The 16,739-nt window shown below is 73.2% G+C and carries 15 protein-coding genes and 1 riboswitch; of the genes, 13 read left to right on the top strand and 2 right to left on the bottom strand.

Annotated elements, in window-relative coordinates; genetic code table 11:
* Positions 1 to 119: 119 nt before the first annotated feature.
* Entirely contained in the window at positions 120 to 908 is a 789-nt protein-coding gene (locus tag V5O46_RS05615) for an HNH endonuclease family protein (RefSeq protein ID WP_408648915.1), read from the top strand.
* 189 nt (positions 909 to 1,097) lie between these two features.
* On the opposite strand, the gene V5O46_RS05605 is transcribed toward V5O46_RS05615, so the two are convergent.
* On the bottom strand, positions 1,098 to 1,883 hold the full coding sequence (locus tag V5O46_RS05605; protein WP_332883307.1) for a hypothetical protein: 786 nt from the start codon (positions 1,881 to 1,883) through the stop codon (positions 1,098 to 1,100).
* Positions 1,884 to 1,971: 88 nt separating this feature from the next.
* Entirely contained in the window at positions 1,972 to 2,670 is a 699-nt protein-coding gene (locus V5O46_RS05600) for a hypothetical protein (RefSeq protein ID WP_332883306.1), read from the bottom strand.
* A gap of 155 nt (positions 2,671 to 2,825) precedes the next feature.
* Here V5O46_RS05600 and V5O46_RS05595 point away from each other — a divergent pair, with 155 nt between their 5' ends.
* The 12 genes from V5O46_RS05595 (at position 2,826) to V5O46_RS05540 (ending at position 16,594) form a co-directional block, all read left to right on the top strand.
* Entirely contained in the window at positions 2,826 to 4,892 is a 2,067-nt protein-coding gene (locus tag V5O46_RS05595) for an N-6 DNA methylase (protein ID WP_332883305.1), read from the top strand.
* A 139-nt stretch (positions 4,893 to 5,031) separates the two neighbouring features.
* A complete protein-coding gene (locus V5O46_RS05590) occupies positions 5,032 to 5,688 on the top strand; it encodes a hypothetical protein (protein WP_332883304.1) in 657 nt (218 codons plus the stop codon).
* A 38-nt stretch (positions 5,689 to 5,726) separates the two neighbouring features.
* Positions 5,727 to 7,223 carry a serine/threonine-protein kinase gene (locus V5O46_RS05585; RefSeq protein ID WP_332883679.1) on the top strand — a complete coding sequence of 499 codons (1,497 nt, stop codon included), beginning with the start codon at positions 5,727 to 5,729 and terminating at the stop codon, positions 7,221 to 7,223.
* Between the two features lie 140 nt (positions 7,224 to 7,363).
* Positions 7,364 to 8,014: a SurA N-terminal domain-containing protein gene (locus tag V5O46_RS05580; RefSeq protein WP_332883303.1), complete on the top strand. Its 651-nt coding sequence runs from the start codon at positions 7,364 to 7,366 to the stop codon at positions 8,012 to 8,014.
* Between the two features lie 139 nt (positions 8,015 to 8,153).
* The gene (locus V5O46_RS05575; RefSeq protein WP_332883302.1) at positions 8,154 to 9,164 is read left to right on the top strand and encodes a nucleoside triphosphate pyrophosphohydrolase; all 1,011 of its coding nucleotides are present in this window, start codon (positions 8,154 to 8,156) and stop codon (positions 9,162 to 9,164) included.
* Between the two features lie 78 nt (positions 9,165 to 9,242).
* Positions 9,243 to 10,586 carry a cytochrome P450 family protein gene (locus tag V5O46_RS05570; RefSeq protein ID WP_332883301.1) on the top strand — a complete coding sequence of 448 codons (1,344 nt, stop codon included), beginning with the start codon at positions 9,243 to 9,245 and terminating at the stop codon, positions 10,584 to 10,586.
* A 127-nt stretch (positions 10,587 to 10,713) separates the two neighbouring features.
* Entirely contained in the window at positions 10,714 to 11,751 is a 1,038-nt protein-coding gene (locus V5O46_RS05565; RefSeq protein ID WP_332883300.1) for a transglycosylase family protein, read from the top strand.
* Between the two features lie 182 nt (positions 11,752 to 11,933).
* Positions 11,934 to 12,100: riboswitch (cyclic di-AMP (ydaO/yuaA leader) on the top strand.
* A 4-nt stretch (positions 12,101 to 12,104) separates the two neighbouring features.
* Positions 12,105 to 12,839, top strand: a complete 735-nt coding sequence (locus V5O46_RS05560; RefSeq protein WP_332883299.1) for a transglycosylase family protein — start codon at positions 12,105 to 12,107, stop codon at positions 12,837 to 12,839.
* Positions 12,840 to 13,064: 225 nt separating this feature from the next.
* Entirely contained in the window at positions 13,065 to 14,345 is a 1,281-nt protein-coding gene (gene eno / locus V5O46_RS05555; protein WP_332883298.1) for a phosphopyruvate hydratase, read from the top strand.
* Positions 14,346 to 14,455: 110 nt separating this feature from the next.
* Entirely contained in the window at positions 14,456 to 14,932 is a 477-nt protein-coding gene (locus V5O46_RS05550) for an FtsB family cell division protein (protein WP_332883297.1), read from the top strand.
* A gap of 178 nt (positions 14,933 to 15,110) precedes the next feature.
* Complete coding sequence (locus V5O46_RS05545; RefSeq protein ID WP_332883296.1) at positions 15,111 to 15,656, top strand: DUF501 domain-containing protein; 546 nt, start codon at positions 15,111 to 15,113, stop codon at positions 15,654 to 15,656.
* Positions 15,653 to 16,594: a Ppx/GppA phosphatase family protein gene (locus V5O46_RS05540; protein WP_332883295.1), complete on the top strand. Its 942-nt coding sequence runs from the start codon at positions 15,653 to 15,655 to the stop codon at positions 16,592 to 16,594. Before V5O46_RS05545 ends, V5O46_RS05540 begins: the two co-directional genes overlap by 4 nt.
* Positions 16,595 to 16,739 lie beyond the last annotated feature (145 nt).

The raw sequence follows: 16,739 nt of genomic DNA, 5'->3' as shown, positions 1-16,739 counted from the left end.
CGTGACTCACGTTCGACGATACGCCCGACCTGTCCCGGATGCCCGCTGAGGCCCGGTGTGGTCTGAACCGGTGCACGGCTACCGTGGACCCGACGGAGAACCAGGGGAGGGGCAGCGCGGTGAGGCGGCAGCGGCACGGCAGAGCGACGGGCGGGCTCCGCCGCCCCCGTACCGGGGCGGCCGTCGCCGCGGCCCTGCTCCTGGCCACCGGATGCGAGGCGCTCGACGACGACGGTGGTTCCCCCTCCGGCGGCGGCTCGCAGGCGCCCGGCGGGCGCGCGGTCAGCCCGCTGGACAACCCCGACGGCACCGCACCGGGCCTCGCCCCGGTCACCGGTGACACCGGCCGGGCCGAGGCCCGCAGCCTCATCGAGGGCCTGCGGACCAAGGGCCGCGGACCGAGGACCGGCTACGACCGCGATGAGTTCGGCTACGCCTGGATGGACTCCGCCGACGGCGTCCCACTGGCCCGCAACGGCTGCGACACCCGTAACGACCTGCTCAGGCTCCATGGACGGAACGTCCGGTTCCGAGCCGGTTCCGACTGCGTGGTCGTGTCGATGGACCTGTACGACCCGTACACCGGCAAGGACATCGTGTGGAAGAAGGCGACGGCCGCCGAGGTGCAGATAGACCACGTGGTTCCGCTCTCCTACAGCTGGCAGCTGGGCGCCTCGCGCTGGCCGGAGAGCAAACGCGAGCAGCTCGCCAACGACACCCTCAACCTGCTGCCGGTCCAGGGCCGCGCCAACGCGGCCAAGGGCGACTCCGGCCCGGCGTCGTGGCTGCCGCCGAACAAGGGCGTCCGGTGCGCGTACGCCGTGCGGTTCGCGCAGGTCGCGCTGAAGTACGAACTGCCGGTGACCGCTCCGGACCGCCGGGCGATGCTCCGGCAGTGCGCCGACTGACACCACCTCACCCGGGAGGACCGGTTTCCGGACCGCGCGCGTGGCCGCTGGACCGGGCTGCCCTCCACGCCGCCGCGGACGATGTCGAGGTGCCCGGCGCACCGGTGCCGGTGTGCCGTGAGCCGGAGCGCGGCCACGCCGTGCACGTCGAGCCCGACGCCTGGCTGCGGCACGCGCTGTGAGAGCCGGTCAGCCGCCCAGGGCGTCCAGGTCCAGGATCTCGCCGGCCGGCCTGCGGGCCGGGACCGGCTCGTCGTACGCCTCGAAGGTGACGGATCCGGGGTCGGCGGCGGAGGTGCTGTCCACGCGCAGCAGATAGGGCTCGCCCTCGGTGGCGACGTAGAGGGTGTACCGGTCCCGGCCGTCCCGCTCGTGCAGGACGATCGCCGGGACGCCGCCGACCGTGGTCGTCTCGCCGCGCCCGGCGTCGGACCCGGCGCCCCGCACCTCGCCGAGCACCGAGTCCAGGTCGCAGAAGCCCGCCATCTCCTCGGCGTCCCGGCCGGTGGCGGACATCCGGGTCCACTTCCCCGCGAGCAGGTCCACGACCGCGTCGGTTTCGGCCGCGGGCTCGCCCTCGCTCTGGGCGCGCAGGAACCGCTCGTCGTACTTGAGGTACAGAGTGTCGCCCGTCTTGATCAGATCGGCGCGGCCCTCACCCTCCATGATCAACGTGCCCGCGCAGTCGCCCCGACGGTTCAGGGCGAGGTCCATCCCGATGGTGCCGCCGGTCTCGTCGTCGGGCACGTCCCCCTTCATGCGGAGGGAGGAGGCCCCGGTGGTGGCCTCGACGGCCCGGTCGGCGATCTCCCCGCCGGTGAGGCCGGCGAACGGCCCCGGGGGTGCGGACTCGGCCGGGGCGGCCGAGGCCTCGGGCGCCGCCGCTGCACGGCCGTCCTGTCCGGACCGGCAGCCGGTGGCTGTGACGGTGGCCGCGGCGACGAGGCAGAGGGCGGCAAGTGTGGTGCGACGCATGGGAATCCTCGGGTCTCGTGCTCGTGCTCGTGCTCGTGCTCGTGCTGGTGTCGGCACGGGTGCCGGATGTGTGGACTGTGGGCTGTCGTCAGCCGGTCTTCTGCCAGTCCTGGCAGCCGGTGGTCTTGAAGTAGGCGTCGGACGCGCTGATGGTCACCATGGCCGTGCCGCTCGCGTTGTCATTGGCGATGATCGACTCCAGGCCGTGCTCGGCGTCCTTGGTGCGCTCCCAATAGCACATGCCGTCGGTGTTGCCGGCGGACCTGTAGGTGCCGGGGGCGATGTCGCGGCCGACGGCGAACATGCCGCCGTCGCCGGCCATCCGCTCGGCGGCCGGTGCGCCCTCGCCCGCGAGGTCCACGGCCTCCCAGTCATTGCAGCCGCTGGACTTGAAGATCTTGTCGGTGGGCTTGACGGTGACGTAACCGGTACCGCTGACGTTGTCGTTGGCGAGCAGGGAGTTCATCTCGCCCGAGGCGTCCTTGGCCCGCTCCCAGTAGCACATGCCGTTGTTGCCGGTGGTGCGGTAGGTGCCGGGCTTCACGTCTGTGCCGACCTGGAAGTCGCCGTCCCCCTCGAACGCCGCCTTCGTTTCCGCCGCGTCGCCGCCGTCCTTCCCGCCGTCCTGTGCTTCGCCGGTCCCGCGCTGCGCGGACGACGAGGAGCCGTCCCTGCCGCCGCCGCCCGGGCCGCCCCCGTCTCCGTCCCCGCCACCGTTCGCCGAGACGGCGCCGATCACGACGATTCCCACGACGGCGCCCAGCGCGATCTTCCCCTTCATGCCCATGGCTGTGTCCCCTCACCTATGCGCGGCGGCCACCGCCTGTCGACGGCCACTCGTTCGCCGGGTCAATCACAACAGAGTCTGTGAACTGAGTCAACGTGATTCACGAGGATTCACTTGCTCACGTCTGTGAACGCATGGATCGCACATGCGCCGGTATGCTCAACGCCACACATGGGACGAGGGGAGCCTGGCGAGTGCAGGACAACGCGACGGAAGTGACCGCCGCCGGGATCGCACGGCTCGCCGGCGTCGGCCGCGCCGCCGTGAGCAACTGGCGCCGCCGGCACACCGACTTCCCCCGACCGGTCGGCGGCACCGAGACCAGCCCGTCCTTCGCGCTGGCCGACGTCGAGGCCTGGCTGCGGCGCAACGGCAAGCTCGCCGAGGTCCCGCTGCGTGAACGCGTCTGGCAGCAGCTCGCCGGTCACCCGCGCGGACCGGTCACCGCGCTCACCCACGCCGGCTGTGCCCTGCTGCTCGTCCACGCCCGCCCCACCGTCTGGCTGGAGCTGGCCGCAGGCTCCGACGAGCGGCTCGCCGCGCTGCTGCCCGGCGCGCTGCACCAGGTCCTCACCCCCGCCCCGCCGGTGCTGCCCGCCCCCGACGAGCCCGAGCTGCTCGCCTCGGGCCCCCTGCTGCGCGGCGCAGCCGAGCTGGCCGCGGAACTGGGGGCCCGGCAGACCTTCGAGTTCCTGCTCGGCCGGCATCTGGACGCCAACCCCCGCCAGTACACGCTCACCCCCGCCGAGCTGGCCGGCCTCATGGCCGAGCTGGCCGGCCCCGCCCGCACCGTCCTCGACCCCGCCTGCGGCACCGGCGCCCTGCTCCGCGCCGCCGCCGGTCCCGGCGAGGGGGACGGACAGGAGCTGTACGCCCAGGACGACGCGCCCGACCTGGCCGCGCTCACCGCGCTCCGGCTCGCCCTGCACACCCGGGCCACCGTGCACGCCGCCGCCGGCGACACCCTGCGCGCGGAGGCCTTCCCCGAGCTGCGCGCCGACGCCGTCCTGTGCCACCCGCCGTTCAACGAGCGCAACTGGGGACACGACGAACTCGCCTACGACGCCCGCTGGGAGTACGGCTTCCCCGCCCGCACCGAGTCCGAGCTGGCCTGGGTGCAGCACGCGTTGGCCCGGCTGCGGGAGGGCGGCACCGCCGTACTGCTGATGCCGCCGGCCGCCGCCTCCCGCCGCTCCGGCCGCCGGATCCGCGCCGACCTGCTGCGCCGGGGCGCGCTGCGGGCGGTCGTCGCGCTGCCTGCCGGAGCGGCACCGCCGTACAACCTCCCGCTCCACCTGTGGGTGCTGCGCCGGCCCGGCCGGACGGCCGCACAGCCGGAGCTGCTCCTCGCCGACGCGGGCCGGTTCGCGGGGGAGGGCCGCGGCGGCCCCGACTGGCGGGCGGTACGCGAGGCCGTCCTCGGCGCCTGGCGGGACCACGACCGGGCCGGCCGGCTCGACGAACGGCCCGGACTGGCCTGCTCACTGCCCGTCCTCGACCTGCTCGACGACGACGTCGACCTCGCCCCGGCCCGCCATCTGCCACCCCCGGCCGCCGCCGACGGCGCCGAGCAGCTCACCGACGTACGCGAGCGTCTCGACGCGACCCTGCGGCTCACCGCCGGCCTCACCCCGCCGCCCGCCGCCCCCGGCCGGCCCGCGCCGCGCCGGCCGCAGACCACCGTCGGTGAACTCGCCCGCGCCGGCGCCCTGCTGCTGCGCACCGGCGGACACGGCGGCCACGCACGCGTCCCCGTCCTCACCGACCACGACGTCCTCGTCGGCACCGGCCCCTCCGGCACCCTCCCCGAGAGCGACGAGGAGGCCGTGCTGACCGAACCCGGTGACGTCGTCGTCCCTGTCCTCGGCGGCGGCACGGTCGCACGCGTCGTCGACGACACCACCGCGGGTGCCGCGCTCGGCCGCCACCTGGTGCTGCTGCGCCCCGACCCCACCGCCCTCGACGCCTGGTTCCTGGCCGGTCACCTGCGCGGCACCGCCAACCACCGCCGGGCCAGCAGCTACGCCTCCACCGCCACCCGCCTCGACGTGCGCCGCCTCCAGCTCCCCAGGATCCCGCTGGCCGAACAGCGCCGCTACGGCGCCCGCTTCCGAGCCCTCGACGAGTTCGAGCGCGCGCTGCGGCTCGCGGGCCGGCTCGGCGAGCAGCTCGTGCGCGGCATGTACGACGGGCTGACGGACGGCACGGTCGCACCGGACTGACGCCCGGGTCCGGGACACCGGAACCCGGTGATCGGTACGGCAACGGTTCGGTACAACCCGGGACCCGTTGCCGGTGTCGGCCTATACCCTCGACTGCGCACATGTCCGTCCGGTCTGATCAGGCATCCGGGAGCAGCCCATGCACGGCCAGGGCCATTGGCCGCCGCCGCCATCGCCGCCGCGCCGACGGCCCTCGACCGCGGTGCTGGTCGTGCTGCGCGTCCTGTTCGTGGCCCTGCCGCTGCTCAGCATCGGGTTCCTGGCCTGGGTCTCGACCCTGTGGGCGGCCATCGTGACCCGCAGGCCACGCGAGTGGTGGGTCTTCGCGGCGTCGGTCGTCACCCTCGTGGTCAGCTTCAGCCTGCTCGCCACCGACCACACCGACGACTTCAGCACCCCGGCCGGCACCACAGGCATGATCATCCTGCTGCTCAACGCCTGCGCCTGCGCGGGCTACTTCCTCTACGCGGACGTACGGCACTACCAGTCGCCGCACTATCCGGTCCCGGGCCCCACACCCCCGGCACCGGCCACCGGGTACGGCCGTCCCCGGCAGCCCGGATACCCGCAGCACCCCGGGCATCCGTACACCCCCGTGCCCCCGCGGACACCGCCCGGACCCCAGCCCGCGCCCCCGCCGCACACCCACGCGCCCGCACCCCCGCAGCAGCCCCCGCACCCCGGCGCCGGCCCCGCACGCATCGACCAGGTGCGGGCCGAGCTCGACGAACTCAGCGACTACCTCCGCCGCCACGACAGCCGCCACGACGGCGGGAGCGAGGGCGGCGGACGGTGACCGTGACGGCAGGACGCGTCGTCGCCGGCCGGTACGAACTGTCCACGCTCATCGGCCAGGGCGGCATGGGACAGGTCTGGACGGCGTACGACCAGCGGCTCGACCGGCGGGTGGCGGTCAAGCTGCTGCGCCCCGACAAGGTCGCCGGGCAGGAGGCGGACGAACTGCGCCGCCGCTTCGTGCGCGAGTGCCGGGTGACCGCTCAGGTCGACCACCCCGGGCTGGTCACGGTGCACGACGCGGGCAGCGAGGGCGAGGAGCTCTTCCTCGTCATGCAGTACGTCGACGGCGCCGACCTCTCCGACCACCTCGCCGAGCACGACCCGTACCCGTGGCAGTGGGCGGTCGCGGTCGCCGCGCAACTGTGCGCCGTGCTCAGCGCCGTGCACGCCGTGCCGATCATCCACCGCGACCTCAAACCGCGGAACGTGATGGTGAAGCAGGACGGCACCGTCACCGTCCTGGACCTCGGCGTCGCCTCCGTCATGGACAGCGACACCACCCGCCTGACCCACACCGGATCCCCCATCGGCTCGCCGGCCTACATGGCCCCGGAGCAGGCCATGGGCGGCGCGGTCGGCCCCTACACCGACCTCTACGCCCTCGGCGTGCTGATGCACGAACTCCTCAGCGGCGACGTCCCGTTCGCGGGCTCCACGGCGCTCGGCGTGCTGCACCGGCACCTGTACGAGCCGCCGCTGCCGGTGCGCCGTCTCCGCCCCGAGGTCCCGGAGGCGCTCGAAGCGCTGGTCCTGCGACTGCTCGCCAAGGACCCCCAGCACCGGCCCGCCTCCGCACAGGAGGTCTACGAGCAGCTGGCCCCGCTGCTGCCCGCGCGCGGCATGCCCACCGGTGCACCTCTCGACCCCACCCGCCCCTTCCTGCGCCCGCACGCCCCCTGGCCGGACCGCGCCCGTATGCCCGCGCCCCGGCCCGCCCCCGCCGCGCCGGCCCCCGACAGCGCCGGGAGACCCGACGTCGCCCGCGCCGTCGACGACGTCAAACGCCTCCTCGGGGAGGGCCGCATCACCCAGGCCGTCGACATCCTCGGAGCGATCCTGCCCGCCGCCGCCGAGCAGCACGGCGAGCACTCCCCGGTCGTGCGCACCCTGCGCAAGCAGTACGCGGCCACCCTCATGGACGACGGCCAGTACCGGCGCGCCCTGCCCGAGCTGCGCCGCCTCGCCGACGAACGCGCCGCCGAGGCGGGCCAGGCCGACCCGCAGTCGCTGCGCCACCGCTACGACGCCGCCCAGTGCCTGGAGCAGCTCGGCGAACCGGCGGCCGCCCTCGCCGAGTACCGGGCGCTGCTGCCGTACTACGAGAACCGGTACGTGGCGGCCGACGACCCCGACCTCGCCTTCGACCTCCGCCGCCGCATCGGCCACCTGCTGCTCGCCCTCGGGGACCGCGCCGCCGCCCACCCGACCCTGGCCCGGCTCCTGCACGACGTGGAGCGCAGCCACGGCCCAGGACACCCGCTCGCGGCGGAGCTGAGGCGGACCCTGCAGTGGCTGGGACAGGTACGCGGCTGACCGGCCGCGGGGCGGCGCGGCGGTGCCCGAAGACCCGGTGAATCGTTGGTCGAATGGGTTGGCCAGAGCTTGCCCACTGCTTACCATCGATCACCGCAAGACTTTGTGCACCGTCGCACAAACTCCACCGGGAGGTCTCCTTGCACCGCCGCCATCGCACCGCCCTCCTTCTCACCGCCGCGATCGCCACCGCGGCGCCCCTGCTGACCGCCTGCGGGAACGACGCGCACCCCGGCGCGGCGGCCGTCGTCGGCGGCCAGCGGATCACCATGGCGCAGCTGGAGGGCCGGGTGGGAGAGGTGCGCGCGGCCCAGCGGGCGGCGGTCCCGGACGACGCCCAGTACCAGCAGGCCGTCGCCCGCAGCGGCAGCCTCACCCGCGACACCCTGCACGGCATGGTCCTGGACCGCGTGCTGCACCACGCCGCCCGGCAGGAGGGCGTGAGCGTCAGCCGCAAGGAGGTCCAGGCGATGCGCGACGGCCTGGAGCAGCAGACCGGCGGCGCCCAGGCGCTGGAGACGGCCTGGCTGCAGCAGTACGGCGTCGCCCCCGAGCGCCTCGACGAGAACCTCCGCCTCCAGCTGGAGGCCCAGAAGCTCGCCGGGAAGCTCGGCACCGACACCGGCCGGCCGGAGTTCTGGGCGGCCCTGTCCGAGTCCTCGAAGCAGCTCGGTGTGGACCTCAACCCGCGCTACGGCAGCTGGGACGTCGAGAAGAGCAGCCGCGTCGACGCCGAGACCCCCTGGGTACGCGAGATCACGTCGGCGGCCGGCACCCGGCGGACGGCGTAGCCGCCCCCGCGCCGGACCCCCGCCGCCGGGCCCGTACGGACCGCAGCCCAGACCCCCTGGTGGCGGACCTGTGGACGGACGGCCCCGGGCCCCTGTGGACAACTGCGAGGCGGCCGGCGGGGTGCGCTACGTTCGGATCGTGAACGCAACCAGCCCCGAAGCCGCCACCGGCCGTGGCCCCGTCGCCGACCCCGGCCGTGTCGTCCTGCTCACCACCAGTCACCGCGTCGCGCCCGGCCTGCTGTCCTGGCCGGCCTGGCAGGCGCTGCGCGGCGCCGACCGGGTGCTGTGCGCGGACGGCGCCCATCCCCAGCTGCCGTATCTGCGCGAGGCCGGGATACCGGTCGATGAGGCCGCCCCCACCGCCGAGCAGCTGGTCGACGCCTGCGCCGGCGGGCGCACGGTGGTGGTCGTGGCGACCGGCGAGGGCGAGCCGGCTCTCACCGACGGCCTGGCCCGGCTGGCCGGCTCCGGCCGGGTCCGCATGCCGGAGCTGGAGCTGCTGCCCGCCTCCTACGACCTGCCGGGCGCCCGCCTGCTCGACCTCGTGCAGGTGATGGACCGCATCCGCGCCGAGTGCCCCTGGTCGTCCCGGCAGACCCACAAGGGTCTGGCCAAGTACGGCATCGAGGAGGCCTACGAGCTCGTCGAGGCGATCGAGGACGGTGACCGGGAGGAACTGCGCGAGGAGCTGGGTGACGTCCTGCTCCAGGTGATCTTCCACGCCCGTATCGCCGAGGAGGACGGGGAGGCGCCGTTCTCCATCGACGACGTCGCGGGCGGCATCGTCACCAAGCTGATCCACCGCCACCCGCATGTCTTCGGCGACGAGACGGCCACCACTCCCGAGGAGGTCAAGGAGCACTGGCGGCGCACCAAGGCGGTGGAGAAACAGCGCTCCTCCGTCACCGAGGGCATCCCGCTCGGCCAGCCCGGCCTGGCCCTCGCCGCCAAGCTCGCCTCCCGGGTCCGCACGGCGGGCCTGGACGTCCCGCTGCCCCCGGTCGAAGGCATCGGATACGAACTGCTCGCCCTCGCCGTCCGAGCCGAATCCGCGGGCGTGGACCCGGAGGCAGCCCTGAGAGCGGCAGCACGCGCGTACCGGGACGCGATCCGAGAGAGCGAGGAGGAGAATCCCGGAGAGGACTGAGGAGGAGAGTCCGGGAGAGGACCAGGCACTGCCCGGACCGGCGGACGGGGTGTCTGTCCTGCCGGTTACCGTCGAAGGGTGACCGACCAGCACCAGCCCCACGCCTCCGGCGACACCCCCGCCCCCGACCTCTTCACCTGGGAGTTCGCGAGCAACCCCTACCCTGCCTACGCCTGGCTGCGCGAGCACGCGCCCGTGCACCGCACCCGGCTGCCCAGTGGGGTCGAGGCCTGGCTGGTCACTCGGTACGCCGATGCCAAGCAGGCGCTGGCCGACCCGGGGCTGTCCAAGAACCCCGCGCATCACGACGAGCCCGCGCACGCCAAAGGCAAGACCGGCATCCCCGGCGAGCGCAAGGCCGAGCTGATGACGCACCTGCTCAACATCGACCCGCCGGACCACACCCGGCTGCGCCGGCTGGTCAGCAAGGCGTTCACACCGCGGCGCGTCGCCGAGTTCGCGCCCCGCGTGCAGGAGCTCGCCGACGGCCTCATCGACCGGTTCGCCGCCCGCGGGTCCGCCGACCTCATCCACGAGTTCGCCTTCCCGCTTCCCATCTACGCCATCTGCGACCTGCTCGGTGTCCCGCGCGAGGACCAGGACGACTTCCGGGACTGGGCGGGCATGATGATCCGGCACGGGAAGGGGCCCCGCGGCGGGGTCGCTCGGTCGGTCAAGAAGATGCGCGGCTATCTCGCCGAACTCATCCACCGGAAGCGGGAGGCCCTGCCCACCGAACCCGGGCCCGGCGAGGACCTCATCTCGGGGCTCATCCGCGCCTCCGACCACGGCGAGCACCTCACCGAGAACGAGGCCGCAGCCATGGCCTTCATCCTCCTCTTCGCCGGCTTCGAGACCACCGTCAATCTCATCGGCAACGGCACCTACTCGCTGCTCACCCACCCCGGTCAGCGTGCCCGTCTGCAGCGCTCGCTTGCCGCCGGCGAGCGCGGCCTGCTGGAGACCGGCGTCGAGGAACTCCTGCGCCACGACGGCCCGGTGGAGCTCGCCACCTGGCGGTTCGCCACCCGCCCGCTCACCGTCGGCGGACAGGACATCGCTGCCGGCGACCCCGTGCTCGTCGTGCTGGCCGCCGCCGACCGGGACCCTGAGCGGTTCGCGGACCCCGACACCCTCGATCTGTCCCGCCGGGACAACCAGCACCTCGGGTACGGCCATGGCATCCACTACTGCCTCGGCGCCCCGCTCGCCCGGCTGGAGGGCCAGACCGCGCTCGCCACCCTCCTCACCCGGCTTCCCGATCTGCGCCTCGACGCCGATCCGGCCGAACTGCGCTGGCGCGGCGGGCTCATCATGCGCGGACTGCGCACCCTGCCCGTGTCCTTCACCCCGCCCGAGGCAGCGGTCGCCCCGCAGACCCACGACGCCCGAAGCAAACGTGACACACGCTCAGCTCTGTGATCTTCACGTGATCTGCGCGGCATGAACTTGTGACAAGTGATCGTCTGCCGATACGTTCACGGATCAGCGCGGCGACCGAGCCCCAGCCCGTCGCGCCGTTCCGTGCTGTCTCGCGAAAGGTCTCCGCATGCTCTCCGGGAACGGTCGTCACCGTCGCCCCCGCCAGGCCCCGGCCCTCGTCGTCGCGGCCGGAGTGACCGGCTCCGCCATCGCGATCCCGCTCCTCGGAGCCTCCGGCGCCGGCGCGGCCGACGGCACGACCTGGGACCGTGTCGCCGAGTGCGAGACGGGCGGCGCATGGAGCCAGAACAGCGGCAACGGCTACTACGGCGGACTCCAGCTGTCCCAGGAGCACTGGGAGACCTACGGCGGCCTCGACTACGCCTCCAGCGCCGACACGGCCAGCCGCTCCCAGCAGATAGAGATAGCCGAGAAGGTGCTCGCGGCCGAGGGCATCGCCGCCTGGCCGACCTGCGGACTGCTCGCCGGACTGGAGAACGACTCCTCCACGGGGGCCGGCGGCGGCACCGCGAGTGACGGACCGTCGGACGGGACGCCGGCCGGCTCGCCCACCGCGGACGCCTCGGGCACGCCCGGGACCGCCCCCGGTGCGGACAAGACCCCGGACCCGGGCGCGGAGGGCGCGGGGCCCGGCACGTCGGACCCGGCGGCCGAGCCCTCGTCCCCGTCCGCCGACCCGGCAGCCGGAGCGGATGAATCGGCCGAGTCCGACACATCCCCCGTATCCCCCGTATCCCCTGAATCCTCCGCGCCGACCGATCCGGCCACCACAAAGCGCGACGACTCGGACAACTCCGGGCAGAGTGAGGGTGCTTCGGACCCGGGCGCCACCGATCGGCCCGGCGCCGGCCGGCACCGGGGTGACAGTGCCGACGAGGGCGCCGACACGGCCGCCGGGGACGGCCGCACCGGCGAGTCGTCCGGCCGGCACGCCTCGCGCGACGGCGCCGCGGCGCGGGAGGCGGCGGACGGCACGTACACCGTCCGGTCCGGCGACAGCCTGTGGCTCATCGCCGACTCCCTTGAGCTGGGCGGCGGGTGGTCCGCGCTCTACGCCGCCAACGAGGATGTCGTCGGCGCCGACCCCGACCACATCCTGCCCGGTCAGACGCTTGCAGTCGGGGGCGAAACGGGCGAAAAGTAGCGGGAGTTCACGTCACGGTTCGGCCTGAATGTCCGTTTTAAATGCCGTGAGAGATAGGTCTCAGAAGCCCTGATCGTCTTTGAAAATCCGCGGAGCGCGTGTCTACGGTCAGGACCGCTCGCCATCGCGGGCCCCGGCTGCCGCAACGCCGAATCCTGCCAGCGGCCGTCCGGGAACAGTCGTCGCGTCAAGCGCCGTAGGCAGGAGCGGGGGACCCAAGGTAAGTGCCGTACCGGGCAGTCGAGCCCGAGCGGCTTGGGGTGAAGCCGAGTCCCGTCAGGGACCCGGCCGGGCAATTCCACCGGCCCGAACCCGACAGCTCACCTCGCAGGCGTCGGTGAGGGGATCCATCCATGCTGTTCTCCGGCAAGGGCAAGCACCGTCGTCCGTCCAAGACCGCTCGCGCCATCGCCGCCGTCGGCGTCACCGGCGCCGCCGCCGTCGCCGCCCCGCTGATGGCGGCCGGCAACGCCTCCGCCGCCACCGCCGCCGAGTGGGACGCCGTCGCCCAGTGCGAGTCCGGCGGCAACTGGTCCATCAACACCGGCAACGGCTACTACGGCGGCCTGCAGTTCTCCGCCTCCACCTGGGCCGCGTTCGGCGGTACCCAGTACGCCGCCACCGCCGACCGGGCCACCAAGGCGCAGCAGATCGAGATCGCCGAGAAGGTCCTCGCGGGCCAGGGCAAGGGCGCCTGGCCGGTCTGCGGCACCGGCCTGTCCAGCACCCCGTACAGCGGCGGCGGTGCCGAGGCCGGCTCCGGCAGCACCTCGACCGCGCCGTCCGAGTCCCGCGAGAGCGAGCAGAAGGCCTCCCGCTCGCAGGAGCGCCCGGCCGCCGAGCCGACGCAGCCGGCCGCGAAGGCGGACAAGGCCGAGAAGGCCGAGAAGAAGACCGTCACCACCCCGGCCGGCGAGACGGTCGCCAAGGGCGACGGTGAGTACAAGGTCGTCAAGGGTGACACGCTCAGCGGTATCGCCGCGGAGCACGGCGTCGAGGGCGGCTGGCAGAAGCTGTTCCAGCTCAACGACGACATCGTCGACGACGCCGACCTGATCTACCCGGGTCAGCAGCTGCACCTGAAGTAAGCGGCGGCGTCCCGCAGTCTCCCCGCCCCGGTGCGTCTCCCCCCGTGCGCACCGGGGCGGGGTTTTTTCCTGGACATCATTTGTTTCGTCCGGAAACAATTTTCTCTCGGTTCTGTCCAACGGGTGGTCGGGCGGCCGGCCGCCGCCCGGAGCCGGTTAGGCTCATGTCGCAGCACCCCACCCGTGGTCCTGCTGACCCGCGTCACATCCAAGAAGGAGATGCTCGTGCCGTCCATCGACGTCGTCGTAGCCCGGGAAATCCTGGACTCCCGAGGCAACCCCACGGTCGAGGTCGAGGTCGGCCTCGACGACGGCAGCACGGGTCGTGCCGCCGTCCCGTCCGGTGCCTCCACCGGTGCCTTCGAGGCCATCGAGCTCCGCGACGGTGACACCAACCGCTACCTGGGCAAGGGCGTCGAGAAGGCCGTCCTCGCCGTCATCGAGCAGATCGGCCCGGAGCTGGTCGGCTACGACGCCACCGAGCAGCGCCTGATCGACCAGGCCATGTTCGACCTGGACGCCACCGACAACAAGGGCTCCCTCGGCGCCAACGCCATCCTCGGCGTGTCGCTCGCCGTCGCCCACGCCGCCTCCGAGGCGTCCGACCTGCCGCTCTTCCGCTACCTGGGCGGCCCCAACGCGCACCTGCTGCCGGTGCCGATGATGAACATCCTGAACGGCGGCGCCCACGCCGACTCCAACGTGGACATCCAGGAGTTCATGATCGCCCCGATCGGCGCGGAGTCCTTCTCCGAGGCCCTGCGCTGGGGCACCGAGGTCTACCACACGCTGAAGAAGGTGCTGAAGGCCAAGGGCCTGTCCACCGGTCTCGGCGACGAGGGCGGCTTCGCCCCGAACCTGGACTCCAACCGTGCCGCCCTCGACCTGATCATCGAGGCCATCAAGGAGGCCGGCTACACCCCCGGCGAGCAGGTCGCCCTGGCCCTGGACGTGGCCGCCACCGAGTTCTACAAGGACGGCGTCTACGTCTTCGAGGGCAAGGAGCGCACCGCCCAGGAGATGACGTCGTACTACGCGGAGCTGGTCGACGCCTACCCGCTGGTCTCCATCGAGGACCCGCTGAACGAGGAGGACTGGGAGGGCTGGCAGACCATCACCGCCGAGCTCGGTGACAAGGTCCAGCTCGTCGGCGACGACCTGTTCGTCACCAACCCCGAGCGTCTCCAGCGCGGCATCGACGACAACGCCGGCAACGCGCTGCTGGTCAAGGTCAACCAGATCGGTTCGCTCACCGAGACCCTGGACGCCGTCGAGCTGGCCCAGCGCAACGGCTTCAAGTGCATGATGTCCCACCGCTCCGGCGAGACCGAGGACGTCACCATCGCCGACCTGGCCGTCGCCACCAACTGCGGCCAGATCAAGACCGGCGCCCCGGCCCGCTCCGAGCGCGTCGCCAAGTACAACCAGCTGCTGCGCATCGAGGAGATCCTCGACGACGCCGCGGTGTACGCCGGCCGCTCGGCGTTCCCCCGTTTCAAGGGCTGAGCGCCCGGTAGGCAGCGTCGTCCGTACGTCCCCGTACCCGGTCCCGTACCGTGTGCGGGGACGTACGCACGTGTGCACGCACACGCACGAAGGTGAACGGGAGGCGGGAAATGGCCGTGAAGGACCGGGACCGTTTCTCCACCGCGACCCGGATCCGGCTGCTCGGGGAGCAGACCGCGGCCCGGGTCTACCGCTCGCAGACCAGGCGCCAGGCCCGGCGCTCCCGGCTGACCGGGCGGGCGGCGCTGCTCGCACTGGTGGTCTGCTCGCTCGTGGTCGCCCTCGCCTACCCGATACGGCAGTACGTCGCACAGCGCGCCGAGATCGCCGACCTGAAGCAGCAGAAGCGGCAGGCCCAGCAGCGGGTCGAGGACCTGCGGGACCTCAAGGCGCGCTGGCAGGACGACGCGTACGCGGCCCAGCAGATCCGGCTGCGGCTGCACTATGTGCTGCCCGGCGAGACCGGGTACATCATGCGCGATCCGGACACGGCCCGGCAGTCGCGCACCGGTGTCGGGGCGGCCGACCGCCCGTGGTACCGCAACGTCCTGGACGGCGTGGACAAGGCGGACGCCGCCGGCCGCTGACCCCGCCCGGACCGCCCGGACCGATCGCACGCCCGCCGCACCGCACCGACAGCCCGACAGCCCGACACGCCGACAGCCCGACACGCCGACAGCCCGACACGCCGACGGTCCGACAGCCCGACACACGACAGCGCTCGACACACCGACCGCCCGACAGAGAGACACCCCGAAGACAGTCATGGAACACGCTCCGCCGCCCACCCCGCGCACCGAGCCCACGGACGCGGACGTCGAGGCCTTCAAGCAGCAGCTCGGACGTCCGCCGCGCGGACTGCGTGCCATCGCACACCGGTGCCCGTGCGGCCGGCCGGACGTCGTGGAGACGGCCCCGAGGCTGCCCGACGGCACCCCTTTCCCGACGCTGTACTACCTGACGTGCCCGCGCGCCAACTCGGCGATCGGCACGCTGGAGGCCGACGGCGTGATGAAGGAGATGACCGAGCGGCTCGCCGCAGACCCGGAGCTCGCCGCCGCCTACCGGGCCGCGCACGAGGACTACGTCCGGCGCCGCGACGCGATCGAGGAGCTGAAGAACTTCCCCAGCGCCGGCGGCATGCCGGACCGGGTGAAGTGCCTGCACGTCCTGGTCGCCCACTCGCTGGCCGCCGGACCGGGCGTGAACCCGCTGGGCGACGAGGCGATCGAGATGCTGCCCGAGTGGTGGCGCAAGGGTCCGTGCGTGACGGCGCCGGACGCGGATCCGAAGCGGGAGGACGCCCGGTGACCAGGGTCGCGGCAGTCGACTGCGGTACGAACTCCATCCGGCTGCTGGTCGCCGATGCCGACCCGGCCACCGGCGAGCTGACCGAGCTGGACCGGCGGATGACGATCGTGCGGCTCGGCCAGGGCGTGGACCGCACCGGCCGGCTCGCCCCGGAGGCGCTGGAGCGGACCTTCGCCGCCTGCCGGGAGTACGCCGAGGTGATCAAGGAGCACGGTGCCGAACGGCTGCGCTTCGTGGCGACCTCCGCCTCCCGGGACGCCGAGAACCGCGACGAGTTCGTCCGCGGGGTGCTGGACATCCTCGGTGTGGAGCCGGAGGTGATCAGCGGCGACCAGGAGGCCGAGTTCTCCTTCACCGGGGCCACCAAGGAGCTGACGGGCCGCGCCGACCTGCACCGTCCGTTCCTGGTGGTGGACATCGGCGGGGGCTCGACCGAGTTCGTCGTCGGTGACGACCACGTACGCGCCGCCCGCTCCGTCGACGTCGGCTGTGTCCGGATGACCGAGCGCCACCTGGTGCGGGACGGCGAGGTGACCGACCCGCCCACCGAGGAGCAGATCGCGGCGATGCGGGCCGACGTCGTGGCCGCCCTCGACCTCGCCGAGGAGACGGTGCCGCTCACCGAGGCGCGCACCCTGGTGGGGCTGGCCGGTTCGGTCACGACGGTCTCGGCGATCGCCCAGGACCTCCCCGGGTACGACTCGGCGGCGATCCACCACTCCCGGGTCTCCCGCGACCGGGTCCGCGAGATCGCCCACTGGCTGCTGCACTCCACCCACGCCGAACGCGCCGCGGTCCCGTCCGTGCACCCGGGCCGTGTCGACGTGATCGCGGCGGGCGCGCTGGTACTGCTGACGATCATGGAACGCATCGGCGCGGCAGAGGTCGTGGTGAGCGAGCACGACATCCTGGACGGCATCGCCTGGTCGGTGGCCTGAGCTCCGCGGAGGGGCGGTTTCTCCGCCGCGAGGCTCGGTTACTCGCCGGTAGCGGGCGTCGTGGCGGAGAGAGTTCGTGAAGTTCTTCACAAGGAATTGGGGTCGGCCGGGCGGCGGGAGTGGTCCGGTTGGCCCTTTTGGGGTC

Source organism: Streptomyces poriticola (genome assembly GCF_036689765.1).
GTDB classification, from domain to species: Bacteria; Actinomycetota; Actinomycetes; order Streptomycetales; family Streptomycetaceae; genus Streptomyces; species Streptomyces poriticola.
This window is presented reverse-complemented; position numbering and strand designations above follow the sequence as displayed.

What these genes read in the sequence shown, in the direction of transcription:
- V5O46_RS05605 (WP_332883307.1), bottom strand. Translation starts at nt 1,883, where the DNA reads ATGCGTCGCACCACACTTGCCGCCCTCTGCCTCGTCGCCGCGGCCACC.
- V5O46_RS05600 (WP_332883306.1), bottom strand. Translation starts at nt 2,670, where the DNA reads ATGGGCATGAAGGGGAAGATCGCGCTGGGCGCCGTCGTGGGAATCGTC.
- V5O46_RS05595 (WP_332883305.1), top strand. Translation starts at nt 2,826, where the DNA reads ATGCTCAACGCCACACATGGGACGAGGGGAGCCTGGCGAGTGCAGGAC.
- V5O46_RS05590 (WP_332883304.1), top strand. Translation starts at nt 5,032, where the DNA reads ATGCACGGCCAGGGCCATTGGCCGCCGCCGCCATCGCCGCCGCGCCGA.
- V5O46_RS05565 (WP_332883300.1), top strand. Translation starts at nt 10,714, where the DNA reads ATGCTCTCCGGGAACGGTCGTCACCGTCGCCCCCGCCAGGCCCCGGCC.
- V5O46_RS05560 (WP_332883299.1), top strand. Translation starts at nt 12,105, where the DNA reads ATGCTGTTCTCCGGCAAGGGCAAGCACCGTCGTCCGTCCAAGACCGCT.
- V5O46_RS05550 (WP_332883297.1), top strand. Translation starts at nt 14,456, where the DNA reads ATGGCCGTGAAGGACCGGGACCGTTTCTCCACCGCGACCCGGATCCGG.
- V5O46_RS05545 (WP_332883296.1), top strand. Translation starts at nt 15,111, where the DNA reads ATGGAACACGCTCCGCCGCCCACCCCGCGCACCGAGCCCACGGACGCG.